The sequence below is a fragment of the Actinoplanes sp. CA-051413 genome (assembly GCF_050955795.1).
Taxonomy (GTDB): domain Bacteria; phylum Actinomycetota; class Actinomycetes; order Mycobacteriales; family Micromonosporaceae; genus Actinoplanes.
This window is the reverse complement of the sequence record NZ_CP192100.1, coordinates 9,770,719-9,795,410: the sequence shown is the minus strand read 5'-3', so window position 1 is coordinate 9,795,410 and position 24,692 is coordinate 9,770,719. Positions and strand designations below refer to the sequence as shown.

The following is a 24,692-nucleotide window of genomic DNA, read 5'->3' as shown; positions in this document are numbered from 1 at the left end:
CGAGCCTAGCCGCAACGGGCGCCGCTCACCCCGTACCGGTCAGGCGCCGCAGGCCCGGACCCGGATGCCCGCCGGGGCTTTGGTCTGGACCTCGACGCTGCAGACGTCCGTGCCCGCCTCGATCACCTTGAGGGCCGTCGGGGTGCCGGTCGTGACGACGAAGAGCTGCTCGGCCTTCTTGGGGTCCTCGCCGGCGATCTGCACCTGGGCGAACTGCCACGACCCCGCGCAGAACGGTCCGTCGGACACGGCCAGCTTGCGGTCCGGGATTCCGGGCAGGCCCTTCAAGACCGCGACCACCTGCGCCGCGGTCGGTCCGCTGCGGCACTTCGCGGCCGGCGGCGTCGTCGGGGTGGGCGCGGCGGTGGTCGTCGTGGTGGTCCGCGGCGGCGTCGTGGCGACTGGCGGCAGCGTCGCGGGCGGTACGTACGGCAGCGTCGGCACGGTGGCCGGTGGGAACCCGCCGGTGGGCACCGGTACGGGCACTGTGATGCCGCTGGGCAGCGGATACGCCGCACCTGAAGAGGCACTGGCACCGCCCGGCGCGTCCGGCGGCGCGGTGAGCGGTGGGGCCGGTGGCTCCCCGCACGCGGCGAGCAGCGTCACCAGCCCGGCGAGTGCCAGGAATCGGTAGCAGACGATGCGCAGCACGGGCCCATGGTAGGTGCTCCGGCCGCGGAACGCGCCCTCAGGAGCCGCGAAGAAGAACCTCAGGCGGAGGCGAGCCGGTGACCGGCGGCGGTCAGCGTGTCGACCGCCTCGGTGAGCCGCACCTGAGGGATCAGCAGATAGTCCGTGTCGTACGTCGAGAAGGCGACGATGTTGACCCGGGCGGCGGCCAGCGGACTGATCAGCGACGCCAGCACTCCGGTGAGCGCGAGGTCCAGCGGGCCGACGACGCGCAGGCAGCGCCAGGCGGCCTCGACGACGGCGCCCTCCGGCACCCGGTCGGCCGGGCAGATCACCGAGAGCTCGTCGGGGGCCCAGGTCACCGAGATGACGCTTTTGTCGTCCGGACCGCTGCTCAGGGAGGCCGGCAGGGCTGAACCGGCCGGCAGCCGGCACACCGCGTACTCCGCTGGTAGCAGATCTAGATCGAGCATGAGGGGAACACTACGGTCCGGACCCCCACGATCCCAATGGGTAGCCGGTGCGTTGATCGCCACACGAACGGGTTACTAGTACCGGATGGCCGAGAAGAAGGTCAGGGATGCGGCCACCCGGCCGCCCTCGGACAGCGGGCTCGCGATCGCGTCGACCGTGAGGGGGCTGTCCTCGCCGTTGGGCTGGACGCGCATGAGGCCGCGGGCCAGCCGTTCGCTGGTGAGGGCGAGCAGCGGCGGGATCTTCTCGATCTCCTGCTCGGTGAGGTCGCCCCCGCCGGCCGTGAAGTCGATCAGGCGCAGGGAGCCGTCGCCGCCGAGCAGTGGCTGCCCGACCGCGTCCAGGCCCTTGCCCAGTCCGAGGAGCTCGCTCGCCGACGGCGACACGGCCACGATCCTGAAGGCCGTGTCGATGACCAGACAGGGCTCGACAGCCTGCCAGACCGTCGCCGCCCAGCGGTCGACGCCAGAGACGAACTCGGACTCGGCCGGCGTACGCGCCTGCGGCACAAACGCTCCCGAGAGTGAGAGCTCGACGTGCGCCACCCGCACCTCCCTCTTCATCCGTGCCGTCCCGGCCCGGTGTGGCCCAGGCTGTGTGCCCGGTCTGCGTGACCTGACTCCGGCCGGACTGCCCGGGTCCGAAGCTTAGCCTCGGCTCCTCGAGTGTCCGGCCGGCGTCGCTCACGTCAACCTTCGACGGCAAGCGGTGCTCTGCAGGGAACGTTACCGGCGGGTCGCCCGCTTGTCAGCGGCCGTTTGGCCGCTTGGCAGCCACCGGTAGTCGCCGTTCGGCCGATAAGGCGCGTTTGCCCAGGTGGCCGGGTGTTGTGCCACCGCTGAGAGTTTGCTGGCGGTGGCGGGTGAGATCCGCGCACCACCGGCGATCAGCAACCGGTCGAGCTCCTTGTGGGTGGCTACGAGGCAGTCCTTGGGCAGACCGTGCACGCTGATCACCCCGGAGCCGACGAACGCCAGCACGGGGGTGACGGGCACGCTCAGCCCGACGGCGGAGCTGATGGCCCGGCCGGCGCGCTTGGCGTCACGGCGAGCTTCGGCCACGTACGCCGGGCGCTTGCCGTTGATCTGGACGACGTCCCCGGCGATCAGCACCCGGGCGCGGCCGTGGTCGGCGACGGTGACGGCGTAGACGCCGCCCGGGCCGATCGCGAGGAATCCGGCGCGGTCGTCGGTGGGGTCGCTCTCGTAGCCCAGCGAGTCGGTGCGGGGCCAGTCGACGATGTGCCAGGCGGGTCCGAGCCGGTCGAGGCGCGTCAGTGCGCGGGCACCGGCTGCCTCGAGGCGGCGGGCTTCGCGCTCAGCGCGGCGACGGCGGGCCCACTCGACGGGGCTCTGGCGAGGCTCGAGCGCCGCGGGCGGTGCGGTGCGTCGAGGGTCGATGGCGGGTGGGTAGTTGCGAGACGGCACGGGCAGGGCGGGACGTGCGGGGAAGACAGTCACTGCGACCTCCGGCAAAAGGTCCATCGGGCTCTCTTTCCACTACGGTACGTGTTGGACCCGGTACTCAAGCAAGTCATCAGACCGGAAAGAAAGCGGAATGAGTGGGGATGAATGCCGCATTCACGCACAAGTACTTTTTCCGTATGGTGCATCACACGACCTAGGGCTCCCCGAGAATCCGAAACGTCCCCGACAAGTTAGCCTTACCTACCTTGATCGCGCAGCGTTGTCCCAGATTTCTGCGCGCTAAGTCACAGCATGGCTCCGGGCCGTGCGGCTCGCCAGTGATCACCCTCGCCGGTGGGCGCGCCCCGCGGCCCGTCAGCCCCTAGGCTCGACCCGTGGCCCACTACGTCGACAGCGAAGTGAGCCGGCTAGCCACGGTCATGCTGCACCGGCCGGGCGCCGAGCTCGCGAGACTGACCCCGCGCAACAACGACTCCCTGCTGTTCGACGGCATCCCGTGGGTGGGCCGGGCCCAGGAGGAGCACGACGCGTTCGCGGCAGCCCTGCGCGACCGCGGCGTCGAGGTCCTCTACCTGGGCGAACTCCTCGAGGAGACGCTCGCCGTGGACGCGGCGCGGGAGGCACTGACCGAGAGCGTGCTCAACACTCCGCGCCTCGGCGACACCCTGCGCGAGCGGGTGGCGGCCCACCTGGCCGACCTGGCGCCCCGCGAGCTGGCCCAGGTGCTCATGGCCGGCCTGGCGCACGAGGAGGTCAAGCCGGGCCCCGGGCGGTCGGGCGGGCTGGTCTACCAGCTCATGAACCGCCTCGACTTCGTCATCGACCCGCTGCCCAACCTGCTGTTCACCCGCGACTCCTCGGTCTGGGTGCGCGACCAGGTCGCGGTCACCAGCCTGGCCATGCCGGCCCGCAACCGCGAGACCACCCTGACCCGGGCCATCTACACCCACCACCCGCGGTTCGCGGGCACCGAGCTGCTCTACCAGCCGGGCCTGGAGCACGTGGAGGGTGGCGACGTGCTGCTGCTCGCGCCGAACGTGCTGGCCATCGGGGTCGGCGAGCGCACCACCCCGGCCGGGGCCGAGCGCCTCGCCCGCCGGGTCTTCGCCGCCGGGCTGGCCCACACGATCCTGGCCGTCCCGATCGCCCAGGAACGCGCGACCATGCACCTCGACACGGTCTGCACGATGGTCGACGTCGACGCGGTGGTGATGTATCCCAACATCGCGGACACGCTGCGGGCGTACCCGGTCACCGCGGGCTTCGACGGTGAGCCGGTGGTCGGCCCGTCCCGGCCGTTCCTGGACGCGGCCGCGGAGGCGATGGGCATCGACCGGCTGCGGATCATCGACACCGGGCTGGACCCGGTCACCGCCGAACGCGAGCAGTGGGACGACGGCAACAACACGCTGGCCATCGCGCCCCGGCTCTGCGTCGCGTACGAGCGCAACGTCGAGACCAACGCCCAGCTGGAACGGGCGGGCATCGAGGTGATCGCGATCAGCGGCTCGGAGCTCGGTTCCGGCCGGGGTGGTCCGCGCTGCATGAGCTGCCCGATCGAGCGCACCCCGGGCTGAGGCCGGTCAGGTGCCCAGGACGTGCGAGACGATCATCTCGGGCACCGGCCCGTCGTCGTCGCCGGTGGCCTTGTCCGGGAAGTCGAAGACGGCCAGCATGAGCTGGACCGGGTAGTTCGGGGACTGGCCGATCGTACGCACCGGCGTGCCGTCCACACTGAACACCATGGATCCCGGCTGCCAGTCGACCGCGTACGTGTGGAACTCCGAGACGTCGATGGGCAGCGGCACTGTGGACCACTGCTCGGTCAGGCCGGGGTCACGGAACTTGTGCAGGCCGATGCCGACGTCGGCGGAGCCCGGCCGGACCGCGTCACCGAAGATCTCCATCACGCAGATCTCGCCGGAGTGCTGCGGCTTGTCCTCGATGCCGGAGAGCCAGAAGGCCATCATGGACCGTGGGGACAGCACGCCGCGGGCGCGCACCTCGATGTGGCCGTAGAGCGGGGTGTAGCCCCAGAACTCCGGCTCCTCGCTGGCCACCAGCAGGTCGTCGCGGAACGGCTGGCCGCCGACCGGGCTGCCCACCGGGCCGGAGAAGCTCGCGCTCTGGATGCCGGAGACGCGCAGCGGGCCGTCGTGCACACCCTCGCACCACAGGCCCTGCTCGGGCGGGATGCTCAGCCGCAGCTCGCCGTCGGCGACCACGTACGTCGCCGCGGACGACGCGCGCGAGCTCCAGTGCGGCAGATAGTGCGGCAACCACACCGAGAGATCGAGCGCGTCGCCGGCGAAGTGGTCCTCCATCGACGCAATGTATCCAAGTGCTGCCTGGTCAGGCGCCCCGGATGGTGAACACCTTGGAGGTGCCGCCGACCGCGCGGTAGTCACCGGGCGCGTAGACGCGGTAGGAGTACGTGGCCTGGCCGCCCGGGGTCGCCACGAGGGTGTAGCGGCCGCTGGCGCGGATCAGGGCGGTGCCGACCTTGCGCCAGGTGTTGTCCGGGTAGCGGCGCTGCAGCTGCACGGTCTTGCCCACCGCGAGCGGCGTGACGTTGCCGTCGACGTTCACGTTCGTGCCGGCCGGCGCCGAGGTGGCGGCGGGCGTCGCGGTCACCGCGTAGCGGGTGTACCGGACGTGGGCGCTGGTGACCGCGAGGTAGGTCGGCGGCCACGCCTGGCCGGGCTGGGCCTGGCCGGCCACCCAGGTGCACTGCAGCCACTGAGCCTCGTCGCCGCTGAGCGTGCGCTGGAACGTGCCGTCGGCGCCGGTGCGGCGGGACAGCGAGCCGGCCGGTTCGACGCAACCGTTGTCGGAGCTGATCTGCAGGGGCAGGTTCGGCCAGGGTGCGTTGGTGGTGGCGTCCCAGGCCCGGATGCGCTGGGTCACCGGCTGGCCCTTGGTGGCCGGCTCCGGGCTGAAGGTCATCTCGATCATCGGCCGGTGCGAGCTCTGCACCTCGAGACTGGGCGTCTCGATGATCGTGCGGGGATCGACGTCCAGCTGGTTGTGGAAGGTCTTGTCGAGCGCGTAGACCCGGGTCGGCTCGAGCTTCCCGCTCCAGATCGACGTGACCGGCAGCGAGCCGGTCCAGATGCCGTCCTGGTCGGTGCCTTCGGTGCGCCGGAGCACGACGTAGCTGTTCAGCCCGCTGCTGACCTGCACGATGGGGCCGGCGGCCTGGTCGCTGGGCACGTAGTCCTGTTGCTGGACACCGGTTTCGTCGGTGAGCCGGACCCGTACCTGCACGAAGTGGGTCTCGAGGCCGGAGACCGTCACGGCGGACTCGGCGAAGGTGATGGAGTGGACCTCGGGCGGCGCGGTGTCCGCCGCCGGTGCGGCGAGTGCCGGCGCGGCCGGAAGCAGGGATGACAGAACTGCCGCTGCCATCGAAACGGCGAGAGACGTGCGCATGGCCGCACTGTACGGACTCAGAGCCGGCCTGTCCGACCCGTTCGGCGAGGGCGCCCGGCCCCCGCCGAACGGGTCGGTGCGGTCAGCGCAGCGTCAGCTGCCGGCTCACGAGGCCCTGCTTGGCGCGGCGGGCAGCGGCGTCCAGCGGGGCGGTCTCGGCGAGGATGTCCGTGTAGCGCTTCGCGAAGTCGGCCAGCGGGGCCTCCCAGTCGCCGGCCTCGGGCTCACCCGGGACGTCCCAGACCGGGACCAGCAGGCCGTGCGCCCGGAACATGCCGGCGAACTTCGTGTTCTCGCCGAGCAGCAGGTCGCCGCTCGCGGAGAGGCGGGCCAGCGCGTCCAGCGCCGGGTCCTCCTCCTGCGGCAGCACCCAGCGTACGTGCGACTTGTCCGGCTGCACCCGGCACCAGTACGCGGCCGGCACCCCCAGCCGCACGGTCGGGTAGATCGAGGCGTTGGCCCGCTCCAGCGACGCCTTCACGTTCGCGTCCTCGGCCTGCTCGGCGTCGAGCCAGTACTCGAAGCCGTCGTGCATCGTGATGTCCAGCGGGCCGTCCACGAGGATGTCCTGCAGCCGCGGGCCCTCACCCGGCAGCGCCGGCACGGCCACGGTGTCGCCCGGCTCGGTCTGCAGGGCGCACAGGACAGCCACGGCGATGTCCCGGGACACGTCCCCGGACTGCACGTGCCGCTGCAACCCGACGAAGACCCGGCCGTCCTGGCGGGTCATCGCCGGCCAGGCCATCGGGAGCACCGTCGAGAGCGTGACGGGGCGGTCCCCGTACTCCTCGATGATCTCGGGTTTGAGGGTCAGCGGCGCGGAAGCGGCCGGAACCAGCTCGCGCAGCGCGATCCACTCCGGCTCGTCGGCCAGGCCTTCGAACGGCCGGGCGACGAAGATGTCACGCACCTTCTGGCGCTTGGGGGCCGCGTTGGCCGCGGCGCGGGGGTTTCGACGCTTGCTCACGGCGAACCAGCCTAGGCGGTGGCCGCGCGATCCAGGCACTCCGGGCCGTCCGCGGCGAAAAGGATCATCAGGTCAGGCCCGCGGGAGCCGGACCTCCGCGACCGTGCCGCCGCCGTCGCGGGGGCGCAGCGAGACCCAGCCGTGCTGGCGTTCCACGATGCGGCGGACCAGGTAGAGGCCCAGTCCGGCGCCCGGGTTGCGGCCGCGGTCGTGGGACTCGCCCTGCCAGTAGCGTTCGAAGGCGCGCTCGACGTGCTCGGGCCTGACACCGATGCCACGGTCGGCGACCCGGAACGTCACCGTCGTCTCGTCGGCGTCGGCGCTCACCTCGACCACGGTGTCGCGGGCCGAATATTTGTCCGCGTTGGTGGCGAGCTCGGTGAGGATCGTGGCGAGCGAGTCGCGGTCGCCGAACGCCTTCGGCAGCTCGCCCGGCAGCCGGTCGAGCACCAGCCGGCGGCGCAGATCCTCGGGCAGCTGCCCGGCCGCGTGCCGCAGGCCGTCGACGAGATCGAACGGGCCGGGCGGGTGGACGCCGACCTCACCGTCGTCGCTGGTGGCCGAGAGCAGCCGGTCGACGAGCCGGGCCAGCTCACCGGCGCGGGCGCCGATCACCCGGACGGCTTCCTGGCGCCCGTCCTCGCCGAGGGTCTCCCAGTGGTTGGTGAGCGTGTCCGCGTACCCCTTGATCACGGTGACCGGGGTGCGCAGCTCGTGGCTGGTGACGGCGACGAAAAGGTCGCGGTCCTCGTGCCGGCGGTCCTGGTCGGTGGAGTCCCGGAAGGTGACGACCCGCATCGCGGCCGTGTTGGGCAGATCCCCGGCGGTGACCTTGAGCAGCCGGCCGGACGGCAGCCGGTGGACCAGCACCTGGCCGGGCGGCGGGACCGGGAACTGCAGCGGGCGGCCCAGCATCTCGCCGACGGTACGGCCGGTGAGCTGCTCGGCGGCCGGGTTCCAGAGCTGCACGATGCCGTCGCGGTCGATGATGGTCAGCCCGTCGGAGAGGGCGGCCACCACCGGGCCGTCGCCGTGCACGGGCAGGCCGGCCTGGTCGCCGTACATGTGGCCGATGTTGGTGGCGAGCAGTTCCAGCACGTCGTGGTGCTCGGGGCCGGGCTCGCCGTCCTGTTCGCCGTAGTACACGTGCAGGGAGCCGACGACCAGGCCGCCGATCTCGCACCGGGCGCCGAGCACCCGGTGGTGTTCGCCGTCGAGCTGGGCGGCCGTCTCGTCGTCGAGCGGGACCAGCTGGGTGCGGCTGCCGGTGGTCAGCCGGGCGTCCGCGCGGTCGACCCGGCGGCCCAGCGCGCGGGCGCAGATGCCGCTGGCGGCGATGATCCGGCCGTGCCCGGGGCTGTACTCGGCGAAGCCGGCGCCGAGCCCGCCCAGCACGTCCTGGGCAAGTTGGACGAGCTGGTTCAGCACGGCCAGGCCGGCCTCACCGGCGTTGATCCGCCTCAGAAGCTCGATCTGCCCTCGCGTCAGCGCGGCGTAGTCGGGACGATCCGGCATGTCTGCGAGTCTGCCTCGCTTACGGGCTTTTGGGCAGAGCGGTTGGTGTGGATCTTGCCGCTAACCGGGTCGAGAGTGGCCGGGGTCACACGGGCGGTACCTTCTCGAGGCGATCGAGCACGAATTTCGGCCGGTCGCTGATGATGCCGTCGGGTTGCTGGGCCAGCACCAGATCAAGATCCGGTTCCTCGTTGACCGTCCAGATGTAGGTCTGGTGGCCGGCGGCGCGCAGCGCGGATACCAGCTGCGGGCGGGACCGGATCAGGCCGATCCCCGGACCGGCGATCCGCACGCCGAAGGGCAGCCGGCCGCGGCCCACGCCGGGGGGCACGATCTCCAGCAGGTAGACCGTCGGGATCTCCGGGGCCAGCCGGCGGATCCGGCGCAGGGCCAGAGCCGCGAACGACATGACGGTCACGTGGATGGGATCATCGGGCTTCGGCTCGGCGAGGCCGTACCGGCGCAGCATCTCGACCAGCCGGCGCTCGACGTCGGCGCCGTACCGTGACGGGTGTTTGGTCTCGATGAGCAGGCGCACCGGGCGGCCGCGGTCACGCAGAGCAGTGAGCAGCCGATCCAGCGTGAGCAGCCGGACGTGGTCCGCCAGCCACTCCTCGGCCGCCGAGGCCGGGTGCCAGGAGGCGAAGTCGAGTTCCTCCAGCTGGGCCAGGGTCTTGGCGCTGACCCGGCCGGTGCCGTTGCTGGTCCGGTTGAGCCGCCGGTCGTGCACGCACACCAGATGCCCGTCGCGGGTCAGCCGGACGTCGCACTCCACGCCGTCGGCGCCCTCGTCGAGGGCTCGCAGATAGGCCGCCAGAGTGTGCTCCGGCAGCGCGTCGGCTCCGCCCCGGTGGGCGAAGACCAGAGGTCGCCCGGAGGTCACAGGACGCGGGGTGGCTGACCGTTCTCGCTGACGACATCGCGGCCGTCGCCGGCCCACGCCTGCATGCCGCCGTCGAGGTTACGGACGTTGTCCCACCCGTTGCCCATCAGATACGACACGACCTGGCCGGAGCGCCCGCCGGAGCGGCACACCACCACGACCTCGGTGTCCTGGGGGATCTCGGCGACGCGTGCCGGGACCTCCATCATCGGCAGGTGGTGGGCGCCGGGCGCGTGGCCCGCCGTCCACTCGTCGGGCTCCCGCACGTCGAGCAGGTAGGCCGTGGACTGCACCTGGGACGGCGTCACGCTGGGTACCTGAGGTCCGAACACCCGACCAGCGTAGAGCTACTTCTCCGGGGCCACGACGTCCGGGTTGCCGATGATGAAGTCGGCGAGTTTGTCCTGCTTGACGGCCCGGTACATGTCCATCGTCTTGGGCGTGATCGCCTCGCGGCCCTTGCCGTTGCCGGCGAACGAGCCGTTGTTGCTGCGCAGCAGCACCAGGTCGTTGGCCGCCACCCCCTTGAGGGTGAACATGAAGTCGGCGACCGGTACGCCGCCGGTGTCCAGCACGAAGGCCTTGCCGGCGGCCTTCATCAGCCCGCTGACCTTCACCGGGTTGGTCAGCACGCCGCTGCCGCTGGCCTTCTTGGCCATCGCCTTGATCAGCTGCTGCTGGTGGCGCTGGCGGTCGTAGTCGCCGTTCTTGAGGCCGTAGCGCTGGCGGGCGTAGTCGAGGGCCTCCCAGCCCTCCATCTCCCGGCAGCCCTTCTCGTGCCAGATCGGCGTCTGGGACTTGCCGGTCTTGCGGGCCTCCGCGAGATACATCGGCTTGCCGCCCACCTTGACCATGTGGTGCGACTTGACCCGCTGGTCCACGCACATCTTCACGCCCTTGAGCGCGTCGATGACGCCCTTGAAGCCGTTGAAGTCGATGATGGCCGCGCCGTCGAAGCTGATGCCCGTCGTGTTCTTCAGGGTCTGGGCCATGAGCTGCGCGCCGCCGGCCCAGCCGCCGCCGTTCTGGGCGCCGTGGAAGAACGCCTCGGTGGCCTTGGCGGTGCCGCCCGGATACTTGCTCTTGGCGAAGGCAGGGACCTGCACCTCGGTGTCGCGCGGGACCGAGACGAGGTACGCCTGGTCGTGGCTGGCCGGGATGTGCAGGATGATGATCGTGTCGGCGTGCAGGTCGTCGACGGCCCAGCGCTTGCGCGCGTCCACGCCCATCAGCAGCAGGTCGATCGGGCCCTTGAGGCTGTTGCCGCCTTCGGCCGCCGTCTTCTTGGTGTTGCCGAGCAGGTTGTCCTGGGTGACGGCGCTGGTCGCGCTGCTGACCACCCACTTGGTGCCGACGATGCCGGCGCCGCTGGCCATCATCAGGACCGCGCCGAAGATCAGGGTCGCCTTGGCCCAGACCGGGTCCTTCTTGCCCTTGGTGCCCTTCTTGCCGCCCTTGGGCGGGCCGGGCGGCCCGGCCGGGGCGGTGCGCTTGGGGGCCGTGACGGCGTCCCGATCCAGCGACGAAGCACGTCGGGGGGTCTGGACGGTCATGCGCTCTCCAAGCGGGTCGGGATCCGGGCGGACATCACTGTACGTTCAACTTCGATCTCTTGCGAGGCCTTGTGCGTTTCATATCGATGACACGCAGCGTTAAACAAAGGCGCGGGCCGGCGATCACCGCCGACCCGCGCCCTTTGCCCGGGTTAGTGCCGGATCAGCCGTTGGCCTGGCTCGCCGGCGTCTTCGTCGAGCTCATCCACTCATCCATCTTGTCGGCAGCAACCGCCTTGTACAAAGCAAGAGCCTTCTCCCGATCGGAGACGACGACGCTCTGTCCGGAGATCGTCTGACTGCCCAGGTTGGGGCTCGTGATGAAGGTGAGGTTCTCGCCGCGCAGGCTGCGGAACTGCAGGGCCATGTCGGTCAGTGAGAAGTCCTGGTCGGCGGTGATCGCGCTGGTGGTCGCCTTGAGGAACTCGTTGAGCTTGGCCGGGTTGCTCAGCGTGCCGGTGCTGGCCGCCTTGTCCATCAGCGCCTTGAGGAACTCCTGCTGGTGCTGCATGCGGGCGAAGTCGCCGCGGGCGAACTGCTTGCGCTGGCGGATCCAGTCGAGCGCCTCGGCACCGTTCATGTGCATGGTGCCCTTCTTGAACTTGCGGAACGGCTTGTGGATCGAGGTGATGCTCTGCTCGACCTTGAGGTCCACGCCGCCGAGCGCGTCGGTGACCTCCTTGAAGCCGCCGAAGTCGATCGCCAGCACGTGGTCGAGGTGCACGTCGGTCATGCACTCCACGGTCCGTACGGCGCGGGGCAGACCACCGAAGGCGAACGCCGCGTTGATCTTGGCGCGGCTGCCGCTGCTGCAGTCTGCCGAGTTACCGGAGGGGATCTGCACCCACAGGTCGCGGGGGATCGACACCAATTGGGCGGACTTGTGGTCGGCCGGGATGTGCATGACGATCAGCGTGTCCGCACGCCACTCGTTGGTGTCTTCCTTGGTCGCGTCCGGGTCCCGTGAGTCGCTGCCGACCAGCAGGATGTTGAGCGCGCCGTCGACGGTCTTGACCGGGCGGCCCTTGGTGATGTCGGAGAAGGCGTCGGTGCGCTTGAGGTCGTCGTTGAGACCGTTGGCGTAGCCGTACAGCGAGATGCCGGCGACCAGACCGCCGACCAGCACCACCGCGCCGACGACCATCGCGATCCGGCCCCAGCGCGGCTTGCGCTTGCCCTTGTACGGCCGCCCGGGGTAGTTGCCGCCGCCACCGGGTCCCCGGGGCGGGCCGGCCGGTCCGCCGGGGCCGCCACCCGAGCCGCGCGGCGGCCAGTCGTCGTAACCACGCGGCACACCGGCGCGGGCCGATGCGGGACCGCCGCCGCCGGCGCGGCCCGAACCGGGCACGGAGGCCCGGCTCATCGAGCCCGGCACGGAAGCCCGGCCGGAGGAGCTACCCCAAGGGGACGTGGTCGCAGACATGACTTCAGGTTACGTACCCGGAACCGGGCATAGCGTGCATCGACACTGGCGCGGCACGAAGGGAGGAGACAATTACTGTTCGTGAAACGTTCACTACCGTGGCGAAATGCTCAGCCCTTGAAGAAGTCGATCGTGCGGCGCAGGCCCTCTTCCGGCCCGACCTGCGGTTCGTAGCCGAGCAGGGTGCGGGCCAGGGTCAGGTCCGGGCGGCGCTTCTCCGGGTCGTCGGCCATCCGCTCGACCAGATCGATCTCCGAGTCGCTGCCGCACAGCCGCACGATCAGCTCGGCCAGCTCGAGCATGGTCAGCTCGTGCTCGGTGCCGCAGTTGATCGGGCCGGTCTCGTCCGAGTCGAGCAGCAGCAGGATGCCGCGGACCAGGTCGTCGACGTAGGTGATCGACCGGGTCTGTGCACCGGTGCCGTGCACGGTGATCGGGGCACCGCGCAGCGCCTGGCTGATGAAGGTGGGGATGGCCCGGCCGTCGTCGGGGCGCATCCGCGGGCCGTACGTGTTGAAGATGCGCACGATCGCGGTGGAGAGGTTGTGGAAGCGGTGGTAGCCCATCGTGGCCGCCTCGGCGAACCGCTTGGACTCGTCGTAGACCGACCGCACGCCGATCGGGTTGACGTTGCCCCAGTACGACTCCGGCTGCGGGTGCACCAGCGGGTCGCCGTACGCCTCGGAGGTCGACGCCATCAGGAAGCGCGCCGCGTCCGCGACCGCCCGGTCGAGCAGCGCGAGCGTGCCCACCGAGCCGACCTTGAGGATCTCCAGCGGCAGCTTGGCGAAGTCGGTGGGGCTGGCCGGGGACGCCATGTGCAGGATGGCGTCGAAGCGCTCGGCCATCGCCGGGTGCGCGGGCAGGCCCTGGACGAGGTCGGCCTCGATCAGGGTGAAGCGCGGCTCGCCGGCCAGGTGGGCCACGTTCTCCTTGGCCCCGGTGACGAAGTTGTCGATCGCCACGACGGTGCAGCCCCGGTCCACGAGAGCGTCGACGACGTGGGACGGCACGAAGCCGGCGCCGCCGCTGACGAGAATCCGATGGCCTGCGCCGTACCGCTGTTGCACTGACATGGACGACACTCTAAGCGAACGGGGCCGACGCGCATTTCGCGCGTCGGCCCCGGCCGGTACTGCCTGTCCGTCAGTGAGCGCCGAAGCCGGTCAGCGACCGCACCTCGAGCTCGGCGTACTTGTCCGCGTCCGTCTCCTTCGAGATCACCGTGCCGATCCAGCCGCAGAGGAAGCCGATCGGGATCGAGATGATGCCGGGGTTGCTGAGCGGGAACCAGTGCCAGTCGCTGTCCGGGAACATCGCCGTCGGCGAGCCGGAGACGACGGGCGAGAAGAACACCAGCAGCACGGCGGAGAGCAGACCGCCGTAGATGGCCCACAGCGCCCCGGAAGTGTTGAACCGCTTCCAGAACAGGCTGTAGAGGATCGCCGGCAGGTTGCCCGAGGCGGCCACCGCGAAGGCGAGCGCCACCAGGAAGGCCACGTTCAGGCTCTGGGCGAAGATCGACAGCAGGATCGCGATGGCGCCGATGATGAACGCCGAGATCCGGGCGACCCGTACCTCGTCGCGCTCCGACGCCTGGCCGCGCTTCATGACGCTGGCGTAGAAGTCGTGCGCCACGCTCGACGACGACGCCAGGGTCAGGCCGGCCACCACCGCGAGGATGGTGGCGAAGGCGACCGCCGCGATGATGGCGAGCAGCACCGCGCCGCCCGTGTCACCACCGAAGTAGTCGATGCCCAGCGCCTGCGCCAGCTGCGGCGCGGCCGTGTTGCCGGCCTTGTCCTGGGCGGTGATCGCCTTGCCGCCCACCAGAGCCGCCGCGCCGAAGCCCAGGGCCAGGGTGAACAGGTAGAACGTGCCGATGATGCCGATCGCCCAGAGCACGCTCTTGCGGGCGATCTTGCTGGTCGGCACGGTGTAGAACCGGGTCAGGATGTGCGGCAGGCCAGCCGTGCCGAGCACCAGGGCGATGCCGAGCGACAGCAGGTCCATCTTGCTGTAGAACGTCTTCGCCGCATCACCGGCTGTCTCGACGCCGTACCGCAACCCGGGTTCCAGGAACGCGGAACCCTTGCCGGACTGTTCGGCGGCGTCACCGAGCAGCGACGACAGGTTGAACTTGTAGTGCGCCAGCACCAGCAGCACCATCAGCAGGGCGCCCGTCATCAGCATGAACGCCTTGACGATCTGCACGTACGTGGTGCCCTTCATGCCGCCGACCACGACGTACACGATCATGAGCGCGCCGACCATGATGATCGTGGCGATCTTGGCGGTGTCGGCGTCCATGCCCAGGAACGTGGTGCCGGGCTTGATCCCGAGCAGCAGGCTGACCAGCGCACCGGCGCCGACCATCTGGGCGATCAGGTAGAAGATCGACACCACGATGGTGGAGACGGACGCCGCCGTGCGCACCGGGCGCTGACGCATCCGGAACGCCAGCACGTCGGCCATCGTGTACCGGCCCGAGTTGCGCAGGAACTCGGCCACCAGCAGCAGCGCGACGAGCCAGGCGACCAGGAAGCCGATCGAGTACAGGAAGCCGTCGTAGCCGTACAGGGCGATGAGGCCGGCGATGCCCAGGAACGAGGCCGCCGACATGTAGTCGCCGCCGATCGCCATGCCGTTCTGGAAGCCCGAGAACGACCGGCCACCGGCGTAGAAGTCGGTCGCCGTCTTGGTCTGCCGGCTCGCCCAGATGGTGATGGCCAGGGTGATCGCGACGAAGATCAGGAACAGCGTGATGGTCAGGGTGCGGCTCGTCGAGGAGCTGGCCTCGGCCGCGAGGTAGAGGTGGGGTTCCATTACTTGGCCGCCTCCGTGTCGGTCTCGGGGGCGTCGTCCGTGCGGGCGGCGGGAGTCGCCGCACTGCGGGCTGCGGCACCGGCCGTCAGGTCCTCACGGATCTTGTCGGCGGTCGGGTCGATCTGCCGGGCCGCGAACCGGGAGTAGTACCAGGCGATCACGAACGTCGAGACGAACTGCAGCAGGCCGAGCAGCAGCGCGACGTTGATGTTCCCGATGAGCTTCACGGACATGAAGCCCCGGGCGTACGCCGAGAGCAGGACGTAGAGCGCGTACCAGAGGAAGAACGCGACGGTCACGGGGAAAATGAAGTTGCGCAGCTTGCGGCGCAACCCGGCGAATTCATCGGATCGCTGGACCTCGAGATACTTCTCGGTCGGGGTCGTTTCGGTTGTCAACGTGGCTCACCACCTTCGTGGGGGCGGGTCTTTTCCGCACCGTACGAAGCAGTGGTGGCGATCACTGGCTGCCGGTCGTCAGGTGCGCCGAGCGGCGCCCCTGTTGCGCTTACCGGTCGAGCCCGCGGTACCTGCCGCGGAAGTGGAGCAAAGGGACGAGCCCGGCGTCATCGAGCTGAATCGTCTCGATCGTCGCTTCCACCAGCAGGCCCCAGCCGTACGGCCGCTGTCCGTCCAGCCGGCAGCCCGCCCACGTGCCCGCGCCCGCCGGCACCCGGCCGTAGTCCGTCTCGGTCCAGTCGTCGCCGGCGAAGAGACCACCCGGGGCGGGCATCAGGCCGGCGAAACGATCGGCCAGTTGCTGGTCGCCGGGGCCGAGCGGGGTGACGGCGAAACGACCGGCCACCGAGACGGCGTCCCAGAAGTCGCTCTCCTCGTCGACCAGTCCCAGCACGCGGCCGGGCTCCCCGTCGGCGACCAGCATGGAGGAGACGGTGAGACCGGCGGGCCCGGGCGCGGTCCAGAGCGTGACGGGCGCGGCCAGCCGCCCGCGCAGCCGCCGCACCGCGGACTTGTCCTGCTCCGGGGTGGCGAACGGGTCACTGGAGTGGATGTGCGCGCCGGGCTCGACAGGTTTCACGGGAAACATTGTGCCGCCCGCGGCGGTAATATCGGTCGCGTGAACACCGCGTGCCCGCAGAGCTGGCGCCCGTCCTAGCGACGGCCGCCACTTCCGCACGCGCGGGCCGTCCCATCGGACGGCCCGTTCTGTGTTTCCCGGGTCGTCCACGACCTCCCAGGGAGACAGAAATGACCACCCAGACACTGAGCCTCGAGGACCGGATCGCCGCAAGGCCCGGCGACTTCCGCGTGCTGACCGGTGACCGGCCCACCGGGCCGCTGCACCTCGGCCACTACTTCGGCACCCTGCGCAACCGGGTGCGCCTCCAGCAGAGCGGCGTCGACCTGGTCGTGGTCGTCGCCGACTACCAGGTGCTGACCGACCGCGACGTCGCTGAACGGCTGGTGCCCACGGTCGAGGGGCTGATCCTCGACCACCTCGCCGCCGGGCTCGACCCGGACCGGGCGACGATCTTCACGCACAGCGCGGTGCCGGCGCTCAACCAGCTCGTCCTGCCGTTCCTCAGCCTGGTCAGCGTGCCGGAGCTGCAACGCAACCCGACCGTCAAGGACGAGATCGCGCACTCCCGGCAGAGCTCGGTCAGCGGGCTGATGTTCACCTACCCGGTGCATCAGGCCGCCGACATCCTGTTCTGCAAGGGCAACCTGGTGCCGGTCGGCCAGGACCAGCTGCCGCACGTCGAGGTCACCCGGACGGTGGCCCGGCGGTTCAACGAGCGCTACGGGCCGGTCTTCCCGGTGCCCGAGGCGCTGCTGGGCGCCGCGCCGCTGCTGCTGGGCACCGACGGGACGAAGATGAGCAAGAGCCGCGGCAACGCGATCGCCCTGTCGGCCACCGCGGACGAGACCGCCCGGCTGATCCGCGGGGCCAGGACCGACGCCGACCGGCACATCACCTTCGACCCGCAGGCGCGGCCGGAGGTGTCCGGGCTCGTCCAGCTCGCCGCGCTGTGCCTGGACCAGGACCCGCACGAGGTGGCCGCGACGATCGGTGCCGCCGGGGCCGCCGCCCTGAAGCGGACGGTCACCGAGGCGGTCAACGAGTTCCTGGCGCCGATGCGGGCGCGGCGGGCCGCGTACGCGCAGGAACCGGGTCTGGTGCGGGAGGTGCTGCGGACCGGCAACGCGCGGGCCAACGCCGTCGCGGACCAGACCCTGAAAGAGGTACGGGAGGCGATGGGCACCCTTTACTGACGTGCGGTCACCGTGGCCAGCAGCTCGGGCATCCGCCTGTCCAGCATCGGACCGGCCAGGTGGAGCCCGAGCAGCAGGGCACCGGCGCCGTAGACCAGGCCCAGCGGCAGGCCGACCCACAGCCAGACGTCATGGGCCAGGAACGCGACGAGCTGCATCGGCACGGTGATCAGCGCCGCGCCGAACAGGGCCGCGAAGGTCAGCAGGCCCTTGGCCATGCCGCCGCCCGAGGACAGGGCGAACGGGTTGGCCGTGTCGGGCAGCGCGTAGGCGACCCGGACCGAGATCGGCAGGACCAGGGCGAGGCCGACGCCGTACGCCGCGGCCAGCATGCCGACCAGGGCAGGGATCGTCTCCGGGCGGCCCACGGCGACTCCCACCACGATCGCGATCACCAGCAGCGACGGGACCACGTACACGGAGAAGCCGGCGACCCGCGAGGTCAGCTCGAGCCGGCCCGGGACGCCGGCCACGACGTTGGCCGCGTAGGCACTGCCCTCGAAGCCGAACTGGTTGGCCAGGCTCACCGCGGCCAGCGCGCCGACGAAGATCAGCATGCCGGTCGGGGCGCCGGCGGTGCCGCTGCTCACGCCGATGAAGACGGGCAGGAAGATCCCGACCACGCTGAACGTGATGAGACTGGCCCGCCGCCGCGTCTCGCGCCACCAGTACCGCATCTCGCGGGCGGTCAGCGCGCCGAACCGGGTGCGGGGCAGCCAGGCCGGCACGAGCTGGGCGACCGGCTTGCGCGCCGACGCCGCCCGCTCCCGCCGGGCGGACCGGCCGACCGAGCCGAGCATCGCGCGTTCGAGGGTCGCCGACCACCACCACAGCAACAGGCCGATCGTGGCCAGGACCAGGACAAGCTTCACCGGTACGGCCCACAGCCGGCCCGCCGCCACATCCAGACCCATGCTGTACGGCGCCCCGAACGGCGTCCAGGCGACGACGTCGGCCACCCGGGCGACACCGGTCCAGTCGGCGTTCTCGGCCCCGGCGAGCGCGGCCAGTTGCAGCGGCCCGAGCAGCGCGGCGACACAGGCCAGCAGCACGGTGGCCAGATCGCGGGCCCGCCGCGACCGCAGTGCCGTCGCGAAGGCGCTGGTCAGCGACCGGCTGATCGCCGCGCAGAGCAGGATGCCGGTCACCACGCCGACGAACTGGACGAGGGCGGCACCCGGCCCGCCGAGCCGGGCCGCCGAGTCGACCATGCCCAGCGTCCCGGCGAACGTGGCCAGCGCGGGCACCCCGGCCAGCGACGCGACGAACAGGCCCCGGATCAGCGTGCGCCGGGGCAACGGCAGCAGCGCGAAGCGGGCGGGATCGAGGGACTCGTCCACGCCGAAGAAGACCAGCGGCAGGAACAGCCAGCCCAGCACCAGCAGACCGCCGGCCAACGGCAGGGCCACCTCGGCGGCCCGCTGCTCACCGAGCAGGCCGGGCAGGCTGAACAGGGCGTAGCCGCCGACCGCGGCGCACGCGGCGAGGACCGCGCCGAGCACGAACAGGGCCACCCGCCAGGTCTGACCCCGCAGGCCGTTCGCGGTGATGCGCAGTTTCAGCTTGACGAAGTGCCGGACGCCTACAGCCACGCGAGTTCCGACCCGGTCGCTGTCCGGCCGCCGACGACCTCGACGAAGACGTCCTCCAGCGAGCGCTCGCCGCGGACCTCGGCGAGCGTGCCGCCCAGCCGGATCGAGCCGTCGGCGAGGATCGCGACGTGGCTGCACAGCCGCTCGACCACGGCCATCACATGGCTGGAGAAGACGACCGTGCCGCCGCCGGAGACATAACGCTGCAGGATGTCGCGGATCAGCGCGGCGGACACCGGGTCGACCGCCTCGAACGGCTCGTCCAGCACCAGCAGCCGGGGCGCGTGCAACATGGCACAGGCCAGGCCGATCTTCTTCTTCATGCCCGCGGAGTAGTCGACGACCAGGGTCCGGTTGTCGGCGCCCAGAGCCAGGACGTCCAGCAGCTCGGCGGAGCGCTGATCGACGACGTCGGCATCCATCCCGCGCAACAGCCCGTGGTACGCCAGCAGCTCGGTGCCGGTGAGCCGGTCGAAGAGGCGTACGCCGTCGGGCAGCACGCCGATCCGGGCCTTCGCCGCGGCCGGGTCGGCCCACACGTCGTACCCCAGGATCCGGGCCTGGCCCGCGTCGGGCCGCAGCAGGCCGACGGCCATCGACAGGGTGGTGGTCTTGCCGGCGCCGTTGGGGCCGAGCAGGCCGAAGAACGAGCCGGCCGGTACGTCGAGATCGATGCCGGCGACCGCCAGCTTGGTGTCGAACCGCTTGACGAGACCACGCAGCGCGAGCGCCGGATCCGGGCTCAGGCGCTGGTGGGGAACCGTCATGCCCCCGAACCTAACGGTTGGTAAGTGGCCCGGGCCACCCCTGCGGACGGTCCGGGCCACTTGTCACACCTGGAAAGGGTGGACCCCCGTTCAGCCCACCCGTTCGATCACGGCGCGCCGGATGAGGAACTTGCCCGCCTCGCGGACCTCCTCGAAGGCGGCGTTGTTGAGCAGCACACAACTGCCCGACGGGGTCGCCACCTTGACGGTGATGCTCTTGTTGTTGTCGAGGTTCGTCACCTTGAGCGTGGTGCCGATCGGGAACGTGCCGCTGGACGCCGCCGGTGCGCCGGCCTCACCGGACAGGGTCACGGTCGAGCCCTTGCAGACGACGTCGCCGGTCGCCCCGCCGGCCGGCGCCTTTGTCGGGGCGGCCTTGGTGGGGGCCTGGGCTGGGGCCTTCGTCGGGGGCTTGGTGGCCGCCTTTGTCGGCGCGGCCTGCACGTTGCCGGTGCAGCCGGCGGCCGCGCGGCGCTGGTTGATCAGGTCGACGACGGCCTGCCGGTTGGCGATGCGCGCGTCCGAGAGGGCGTCCGGGTTGGCCCGCTGACCGGCGATGAAGTCCAGGTTGTTGCGCAGGGCGCCGTCAAGGCCCGCGCAGTTCTCGCCCGCGCTGCTCATGCCGGTGCTCACCGCGAACGCCCCGCCGGCCAGTGTCGCGGCCGCCACGCCGATCAGCAGTTTCCGGGCCCGGCCGCTCGTCCTGTTCCTGCGGTACATGCAGCGCTCCTTCGCATTCGTCCGGCTGCCCCGTTGCAGCATCGTTAGCTACGGGGCGGGCGCCGCGAAGAGTTCAGACAAGTTTCTTAAATATTGTTAAGGGTGATCCTCAGAGACGAAGCGACTCCGGGGCGTGCAACCGCAGCATCGTCGCCCCGATGTCGGCCGGCACCCGGCGCTTGCTCACCAGCGAGCCGACCACCATGACCAGGAACGCCAGCGGCACGGTCCAGGCCGCGGGCTGCTCGATCAGCTGCGCCGGCCAGCCGGACAGCGGCGGGCCCAGCACCGTGATCAGCACCGCGGCCATCGCGGCCCCGCCACCGGCCAGGATGCCCGCCACCGCGCCGACATCGGTGAGCCCCCGCCACCAGATGCCGAGCACGAGCAGCGGGCAGAAACTCGACGCGGCCACGGCGAAGGCCAGCCCGACCACGCGCGAGACATCCATGTTGGCGACGTAGATCGACAGCGCCATCGGCACGATGGCGGCGAGCACGGTGGCCAGCCGGAAGTCCCGCACGGAACCACCCCGGTCGGCGTGCAGGATGTCGGTGAAGACCACTCCGGCGACGCTGGTGAGCAGGCCCGACGAGGTGGACAGGAACGCGGCCAGGGCGCCGGCGGTGACCAGGGCACCGAGGAACTGGCCCAGGTGTCCGCCGCCGAGCGCGGCCTCGGGCAGGAGCAGCACCACGGCGTCGGTGCGGCCGGTCATCAGCAGCTGCGGGGTGTAGATCCGGCCGAGGACGCCGTACAGGGTGGGCAGCAGGTAGAAGCAGCCGACCAGGGCGAGAACCACCAGGGTCGTGCGCCGGGCCGAAGCGCCGTCGGGGTTGGTGTAGAAGCGGACCAGCACGTGCGGCAGGCCCATCGTGCCCAGGAACGTGGCGAGGATCAGCGAATAGGTGGCGAAGAGCGTGGTGTCGCCGCCGGGCAGCAGCCAGTCGGCGCCGCGGTTGTCGTCGACGGAGCTGACCTCGGGCACGGCCTCACCGGCCGCGAAGGTGCGCTCCTCGCCCTCGACGACCCGGCTCTGCGAGCCGTCGGGCAGCGTGAGGGTCGCCGCGTCGGTGAAGGTCACGGTCGTGGTCGCCGAGAACGTCGGGCCGGCCGGGGGCGTCACGGCCGGGCGTCCGTCCGACTGCCACTGCATGACCAGGAAGATCACCGGTACGGCCAGAGCGGTGAGCTTCAGCCAGTACTGGAACGCCTGCACAAAGGTGATCGCCCGCATCCCGCCCAGTGCCACGTTCGCGGTGACGACCAGGCCGACGAGCAGCGCACCCCACTCGTACCGGCCGCCGGTGACCGTGGTGAACGTCAGGCCGGCGCCCTGCAGCTGCGGCACCAGGTAGAGACAGCCGATGAAGACGACGAAGACGGTGGCGAGCCGGCGCAGCACCGGCGACCGCAGCCGCACCTGGCAGAAGTCCGGCAGGGTGAACGCACCCGAACGGCGCAGCGGGGCGGCGACGAACAGCAGCAGGGCGAGATAGCCGGCCGCGAACCCGACGGGATACCAGAGCACGTCGACGCCGTAGCGCAGCACCAGGCCGGCGACGCCGAGGAAGGACGCGGCGGAGAGGTACTCGCCACTGATCGCGGCGGCGTTCCAGCTGGGGCTGACCGAACGGGAGGCGACCAGGAAGTCGGAGGTGGTGCGGGCGAAGCGCAGCCCGTACGCGCCGATCCCGACCGTGATCAGCACGACCAGGATCAGCCCCGGGATGACGTACGGGTTCACCCTTCCGGCCTGTTGATGACGGCGGTGAAGTCCTGCTCGTTGCGTTCGGCCCAGCGCACGTAGGCCCAGCCGACCCCGATCAGGAACGGGAAGGAGAGCAGGCCCAGCAGCAGCCAGGGCAGGTTGACGCCGAGCAGTTTGGCCCGGCCGACCGCGGGCGCCACGGCGAACAGCAGCGGCAGCGCGCCGAGCCCGGTGACCACGACCAGTGAGAGTCGCAGGGCGAGCGCCAGCTGGGCCCGTACCAGCCCCTTGACCAGCGCCTCACCGACCGGCGTCTGCTCGGCGAGGTCGGCCCGGGCGGGGTCGGGCGCGGGCCGGCGCGCGGCAGCCTCACCGAGGACGACGCGGGTACGCCGTACCTTGGTGCCGTCCGTCGGGTCGCCGTCCATGCCCGGCAGTCTTGCCGCCGCCGCGCCGATGTCAAGACACGACCTCGGCACGGCGGGCGCGGCTGCCTCCCCGGTCAGTACGAGGGGTAGTCGCCCGGGCAAGTTGACGGTGCGGGCGCCGGCTTGTGCGCCAGCAGATCCCGGGCCTGGTGCCGCCCCAGGTTCCAGCCGCGCCAGTCTTCCTCGTTCTGCTTGAGATCGGCGGCGATCGGGGCCAGCGCGCAGTTCCGGTTGGCACCGGTCAGCCGGTCCAGGGCCGGGACCGCGTCGGCCGAAAGGTTCGACAGGTAGCGAGTGTCGATCCGGTCGGTCTGCTCGTACCGGGTGACGTTGTGGTCGGCGATCAGCCGGTCCGGATTGGCACCGGCCAGAGCGAGCAACGCCAGCACCCCGGCGGCGACCACGGCCCGGGGCAGCCACAACGCGGTGAGCCGGATGCCCGCGATCAGGATCAGCACGAAGACGAGGCCCAGCCACAACTCGCAGAGCGAGACGAGCAGGCGCAGCCGGGTCAGGCCGTACGTGTCGGCGTAGAGGTCCATGCGATGCGTGGCGGAGGCGACCACGACCAGGGTCAGCAGGGAGAGAGCGCCGAGGATCACGCGGATCAGGACGCGGTCGGTGCGGGTGTCCCGCGGAGCCCAGCGGGCCGCCCCGGCGAGAACCACGAGCGTCAGTCCGGTGACGACCAGCAGCTGCCAGAAGCCGCCGCGGGCGTACTCGGCGTAGGTCAGGCCGTCGGTGTCGAGAACATGCTTCGACCCTCCGAATAGGACGGTCAGCTGGACGGCGACGAACATGGCGAACAGCAGCACCAGTAACGTCAACGGCACCGCCCACTCGAGCCGGGCGACCCGACGACCACCGGGCCGCTCCAGCCCGTCAAGATCCGGCGGCGCGGCCCGCAGATACGCGGCGCCGCCGAGCACGAACGCTGTGACGACGAAGATGAAGACCCAGCGGAAAACGGTGACGCCGTTGATGTCCGGCATCGCCCGGCCGACCAGATCGGCGAACGCGGCATCGGCCGAGGCGAACAACGAACCGAAGACAACGAGCAGTGCAACCGAGACGGAAACCGTGGCGGTGACCCGCAGACCCTTGCCGCCACCCTTCGCGCGGACGGCGGTGAGCCCGCGCCGGACCCAGGGGAGGGCGCGGAAGCTCGCGAGTGGAGCCATGAGCACGGCGACGACCATCGCCCGCAGGGATCGTCCACCGGCTACGGCCAGGGCACCGGTGATCGCGGCGGTGCACAGGCAGAGGAAGAACAGCCAGCCCGCGGCCCGGAATGTGCCGACCGCGAGCAGGGCGACGGTGGCTGCTGACCAGAAGTAGCGGGCGTTGCTCAGGGTTCGGGGGCCGCGGCGGACGAGCGGGGCAGGGCCGGCTGTTTTCGGCTCGGGATCGGGCACGACTCGGGCGACGACCAGTGCGGCGACGCCTGCGATCGCGGTGACGAACCAGCCGACGCCGGCGCGGTCGAGGGGGACGCTGAGGGCGGCCACCGCGGCGGCGACCAGGAGGGCGACGATGGTTGCGCGGGAGGCCGGGCGGGTGGGGCCGGGCCAGCGGTTGCCGAACAGGGATACGTCGGCCCATGGTCCGTGCAGTTGGGCTACCTGTAGGGCGGCCGGTTGTGCGCCGGGAGAGCCTGGCTGCCTCGGTGTCTGCTGGGCCGGGCCTGATCTTGCCTGGCCTTGTTGTGCGGGGCCTTGTTGTGCGGGGCTTTGTTGTGGCGGGCTTTGTCGTGCTGCGCCTTGGTGTGCGAGGCCGGGTGTCGCCAGGGCGGGTTGTGCGTGGCTGGTCTGGGCGGTGGCCAGGGCAGTTCCACTTGCGGGGGCGCCCGATTGGTCGGCGTTCTGTGCTCGGATCCAATCGGGGGTTGCCACCCGCTTCGTCTGAGCCAGCGGCTCGGCAGGTGTTGGGGTGGCGACGGGCCCGCCCGGTGCGGCTGCCGGACCGGGTCCGGTTGGCGAGGCTGCGGTTTGGGTGGGGAGCGGGGGCGCAGCTGGGCCGCCGGCGGGGCTGCCGCCTGCCGGGCCGGCGCCTGCGGGGCTGGCGCCGCCCGAGCCGCCGGCTGGCGACGCCGGCGGCCGTACCGAAGGCG

23 protein-coding genes and 1 pseudogene are annotated in these 24,692 nt (G+C 71.0%); 2 read left to right on the top strand and 22 right to left on the bottom strand.

Annotated features, from left to right (window positions below; genetic code table 11):
* Nucleotides 1-39 precede the first annotated feature (39 nt).
* From ACQP2Y_RS46255 to ACQP2Y_RS46240, 4 genes are all read right to left on the bottom strand, one after another.
* Nucleotides 40-651 (bottom strand): hypothetical protein, encoded by a 612-nt coding sequence (locus ACQP2Y_RS46255; RefSeq protein ID WP_433723248.1) that lies wholly within the window; start codon nt 649-651, stop codon nt 40-42.
* Nucleotides 652-710: 59 nt separating this feature from the next.
* Complete coding sequence (locus tag ACQP2Y_RS46250; RefSeq protein ID WP_212992339.1) at nt 711-1,103, bottom strand: ACT domain-containing protein; 393 nt, start codon at nt 1,101-1,103, stop codon at nt 711-713.
* A gap of 75 nt (nt 1,104-1,178) precedes the next feature.
* Nucleotides 1,179-1,667, bottom strand: a complete 489-nt coding sequence (locus ACQP2Y_RS46245) for a hypothetical protein (protein ID WP_433723246.1) — start codon at nt 1,665-1,667, stop codon at nt 1,179-1,181.
* A gap of 162 nt (nt 1,668-1,829) precedes the next feature.
* Complete coding sequence (locus tag ACQP2Y_RS46240; protein ID WP_433732389.1) at nt 1,830-2,564, bottom strand: hypothetical protein; 735 nt, start codon at nt 2,562-2,564, stop codon at nt 1,830-1,832.
* Between the two features lie 341 nt (nt 2,565-2,905).
* Between ACQP2Y_RS46240 and ACQP2Y_RS46235 the strand changes: the two genes are divergently transcribed.
* Complete coding sequence (locus ACQP2Y_RS46235) at nt 2,906-4,108, top strand: arginine deiminase (protein WP_433723244.1); 1,203 nt, start codon at nt 2,906-2,908, stop codon at nt 4,106-4,108.
* Between the two features lie 6 nt (nt 4,109-4,114).
* Here the strand turns inward: ACQP2Y_RS46235 and ACQP2Y_RS46230 are convergent, their stop codons facing one another.
* The 12 genes from ACQP2Y_RS46230 to ACQP2Y_RS46175 form a co-directional block, all read right to left on the bottom strand.
* The gene (locus ACQP2Y_RS46230; protein WP_433723242.1) at nt 4,115-4,855 is read right to left on the bottom strand and encodes a glycoside hydrolase family 16 protein; all 741 of its coding nucleotides are present in this window, start codon (nt 4,853-4,855) and stop codon (nt 4,115-4,117) included.
* A 28-nt stretch (nt 4,856-4,883) separates the two neighbouring features.
* Nucleotides 4,884-5,963 (bottom strand): hypothetical protein, encoded by a 1,080-nt coding sequence (locus ACQP2Y_RS46225; RefSeq protein ID WP_433723240.1) that lies wholly within the window; start codon nt 5,961-5,963, stop codon nt 4,884-4,886.
* Between the two features lie 82 nt (nt 5,964-6,045).
* Nucleotides 6,046-6,930 (bottom strand): DUF5926 family protein, encoded by an 885-nt coding sequence (locus tag ACQP2Y_RS46220; RefSeq protein ID WP_433723238.1) that lies wholly within the window; start codon nt 6,928-6,930, stop codon nt 6,046-6,048.
* A gap of 72 nt (nt 6,931-7,002) precedes the next feature.
* Entirely contained in the window at nt 7,003-8,445 is a 1,443-nt protein-coding gene (locus ACQP2Y_RS46215) for a sensor histidine kinase (protein ID WP_433723236.1), read from the bottom strand.
* Between the two features lie 85 nt (nt 8,446-8,530).
* Nucleotides 8,531-9,328 carry a glycerophosphodiester phosphodiesterase gene (locus tag ACQP2Y_RS46210; protein WP_433723234.1) on the bottom strand — a complete coding sequence of 266 codons (798 nt, stop codon included), beginning with the start codon at nt 9,326-9,328 and terminating at the stop codon, nt 8,531-8,533.
* Nucleotides 9,325-9,660, bottom strand: a complete 336-nt coding sequence (locus ACQP2Y_RS46205) for a rhodanese-like domain-containing protein (protein ID WP_433723232.1) — start codon at nt 9,658-9,660, stop codon at nt 9,325-9,327. Before ACQP2Y_RS46205 ends, ACQP2Y_RS46210 begins: the two co-directional genes overlap by 4 nt.
* A 15-nt stretch (nt 9,661-9,675) precedes the next feature.
* Nucleotides 9,676-10,881 (bottom strand): LCP family protein, encoded by a 1,206-nt coding sequence (locus tag ACQP2Y_RS46200; protein ID WP_433723230.1) that lies wholly within the window; start codon nt 10,879-10,881, stop codon nt 9,676-9,678.
* A 163-nt stretch (nt 10,882-11,044) separates the two neighbouring features.
* Nucleotides 11,045-12,304 (bottom strand): LCP family protein, encoded by a 1,260-nt coding sequence (locus tag ACQP2Y_RS46195; protein WP_433723228.1) that lies wholly within the window; start codon nt 12,302-12,304, stop codon nt 11,045-11,047.
* A 110-nt stretch (nt 12,305-12,414) separates the two neighbouring features.
* Complete coding sequence (locus ACQP2Y_RS46190; protein ID WP_433723226.1) at nt 12,415-13,380, bottom strand: NAD-dependent epimerase/dehydratase family protein; 966 nt, start codon at nt 13,378-13,380, stop codon at nt 12,415-12,417.
* Nucleotides 13,381-13,450: 70 nt separating this feature from the next.
* The gene (locus ACQP2Y_RS46185; protein WP_433723224.1) at nt 13,451-15,130 is read right to left on the bottom strand and encodes a solute symporter family protein; all 1,680 of its coding nucleotides are present in this window, start codon (nt 15,128-15,130) and stop codon (nt 13,451-13,453) included.
* Nucleotides 15,130-15,528: a DUF485 domain-containing protein gene (locus ACQP2Y_RS46180; RefSeq protein ID WP_433723222.1), complete on the bottom strand. Its 399-nt coding sequence runs from the start codon at nt 15,526-15,528 to the stop codon at nt 15,130-15,132. Before ACQP2Y_RS46180 ends, ACQP2Y_RS46185 begins: the two co-directional genes overlap by 1 nt.
* A 109-nt stretch (nt 15,529-15,637) precedes the next feature.
* A complete protein-coding gene (locus ACQP2Y_RS46175; protein ID WP_433723220.1) occupies nt 15,638-16,177 on the bottom strand; it encodes a flavin reductase family protein in 540 nt (179 codons plus the stop codon).
* A 161-nt stretch (nt 16,178-16,338) separates the two neighbouring features.
* Here ACQP2Y_RS46175 and trpS point away from each other — a divergent pair.
* A pseudogene (gene trpS / locus ACQP2Y_RS46170) lies at nt 16,339-17,298 on the top strand (tryptophan--tRNA ligase); the annotation flags it as partial.
* A 59-nt stretch (nt 17,299-17,357) separates the two neighbouring features.
* On the opposite strand, the gene ACQP2Y_RS46165 reads toward trpS, so the two are convergent.
* The 6 genes from ACQP2Y_RS46165 to ACQP2Y_RS46140 all read right to left on the bottom strand — a co-directional run bounded on the left by ACQP2Y_RS46165 (nt 17,358) and on the right by ACQP2Y_RS46140 (nt 24,090).
* Entirely contained in the window at nt 17,358-18,956 is a 1,599-nt protein-coding gene (locus ACQP2Y_RS46165) for an ABC transporter permease (protein ID WP_433723218.1), read from the bottom strand.
* The gene (locus ACQP2Y_RS46160) at nt 18,947-19,723 is read right to left on the bottom strand and encodes an ABC transporter ATP-binding protein (protein WP_360546495.1); all 777 of its coding nucleotides are present in this window, start codon (nt 19,721-19,723) and stop codon (nt 18,947-18,949) included. Before ACQP2Y_RS46160 ends, ACQP2Y_RS46165 begins: the two co-directional genes overlap by 10 nt.
* Nucleotides 19,724-19,813: 90 nt before the next feature.
* Nucleotides 19,814-20,443: a hypothetical protein gene (locus ACQP2Y_RS46155; protein ID WP_433723216.1), complete on the bottom strand. Its 630-nt coding sequence runs from the start codon at nt 20,441-20,443 to the stop codon at nt 19,814-19,816.
* A 109-nt stretch (nt 20,444-20,552) separates the two neighbouring features.
* Nucleotides 20,553-22,190: a cation acetate symporter gene (locus tag ACQP2Y_RS46150; protein ID WP_433723214.1), complete on the bottom strand. Its 1,638-nt coding sequence runs from the start codon at nt 22,188-22,190 to the stop codon at nt 20,553-20,555.
* Nucleotides 22,187-22,582: a hypothetical protein gene (locus tag ACQP2Y_RS46145; RefSeq protein ID WP_360546489.1), complete on the bottom strand. Its 396-nt coding sequence runs from the start codon at nt 22,580-22,582 to the stop codon at nt 22,187-22,189. The genes ACQP2Y_RS46150 and ACQP2Y_RS46145 overlap by 4 nt, the downstream gene beginning before the upstream one ends.
* 74 nt (nt 22,583-22,656) lie before the next feature.
* Nucleotides 22,657-24,090: a DUF4153 domain-containing protein gene (locus ACQP2Y_RS46140; protein WP_433723212.1), complete on the bottom strand. Its 1,434-nt coding sequence runs from the start codon at nt 24,088-24,090 to the stop codon at nt 22,657-22,659.
* Nucleotides 24,091-24,692 lie beyond the last annotated feature (602 nt).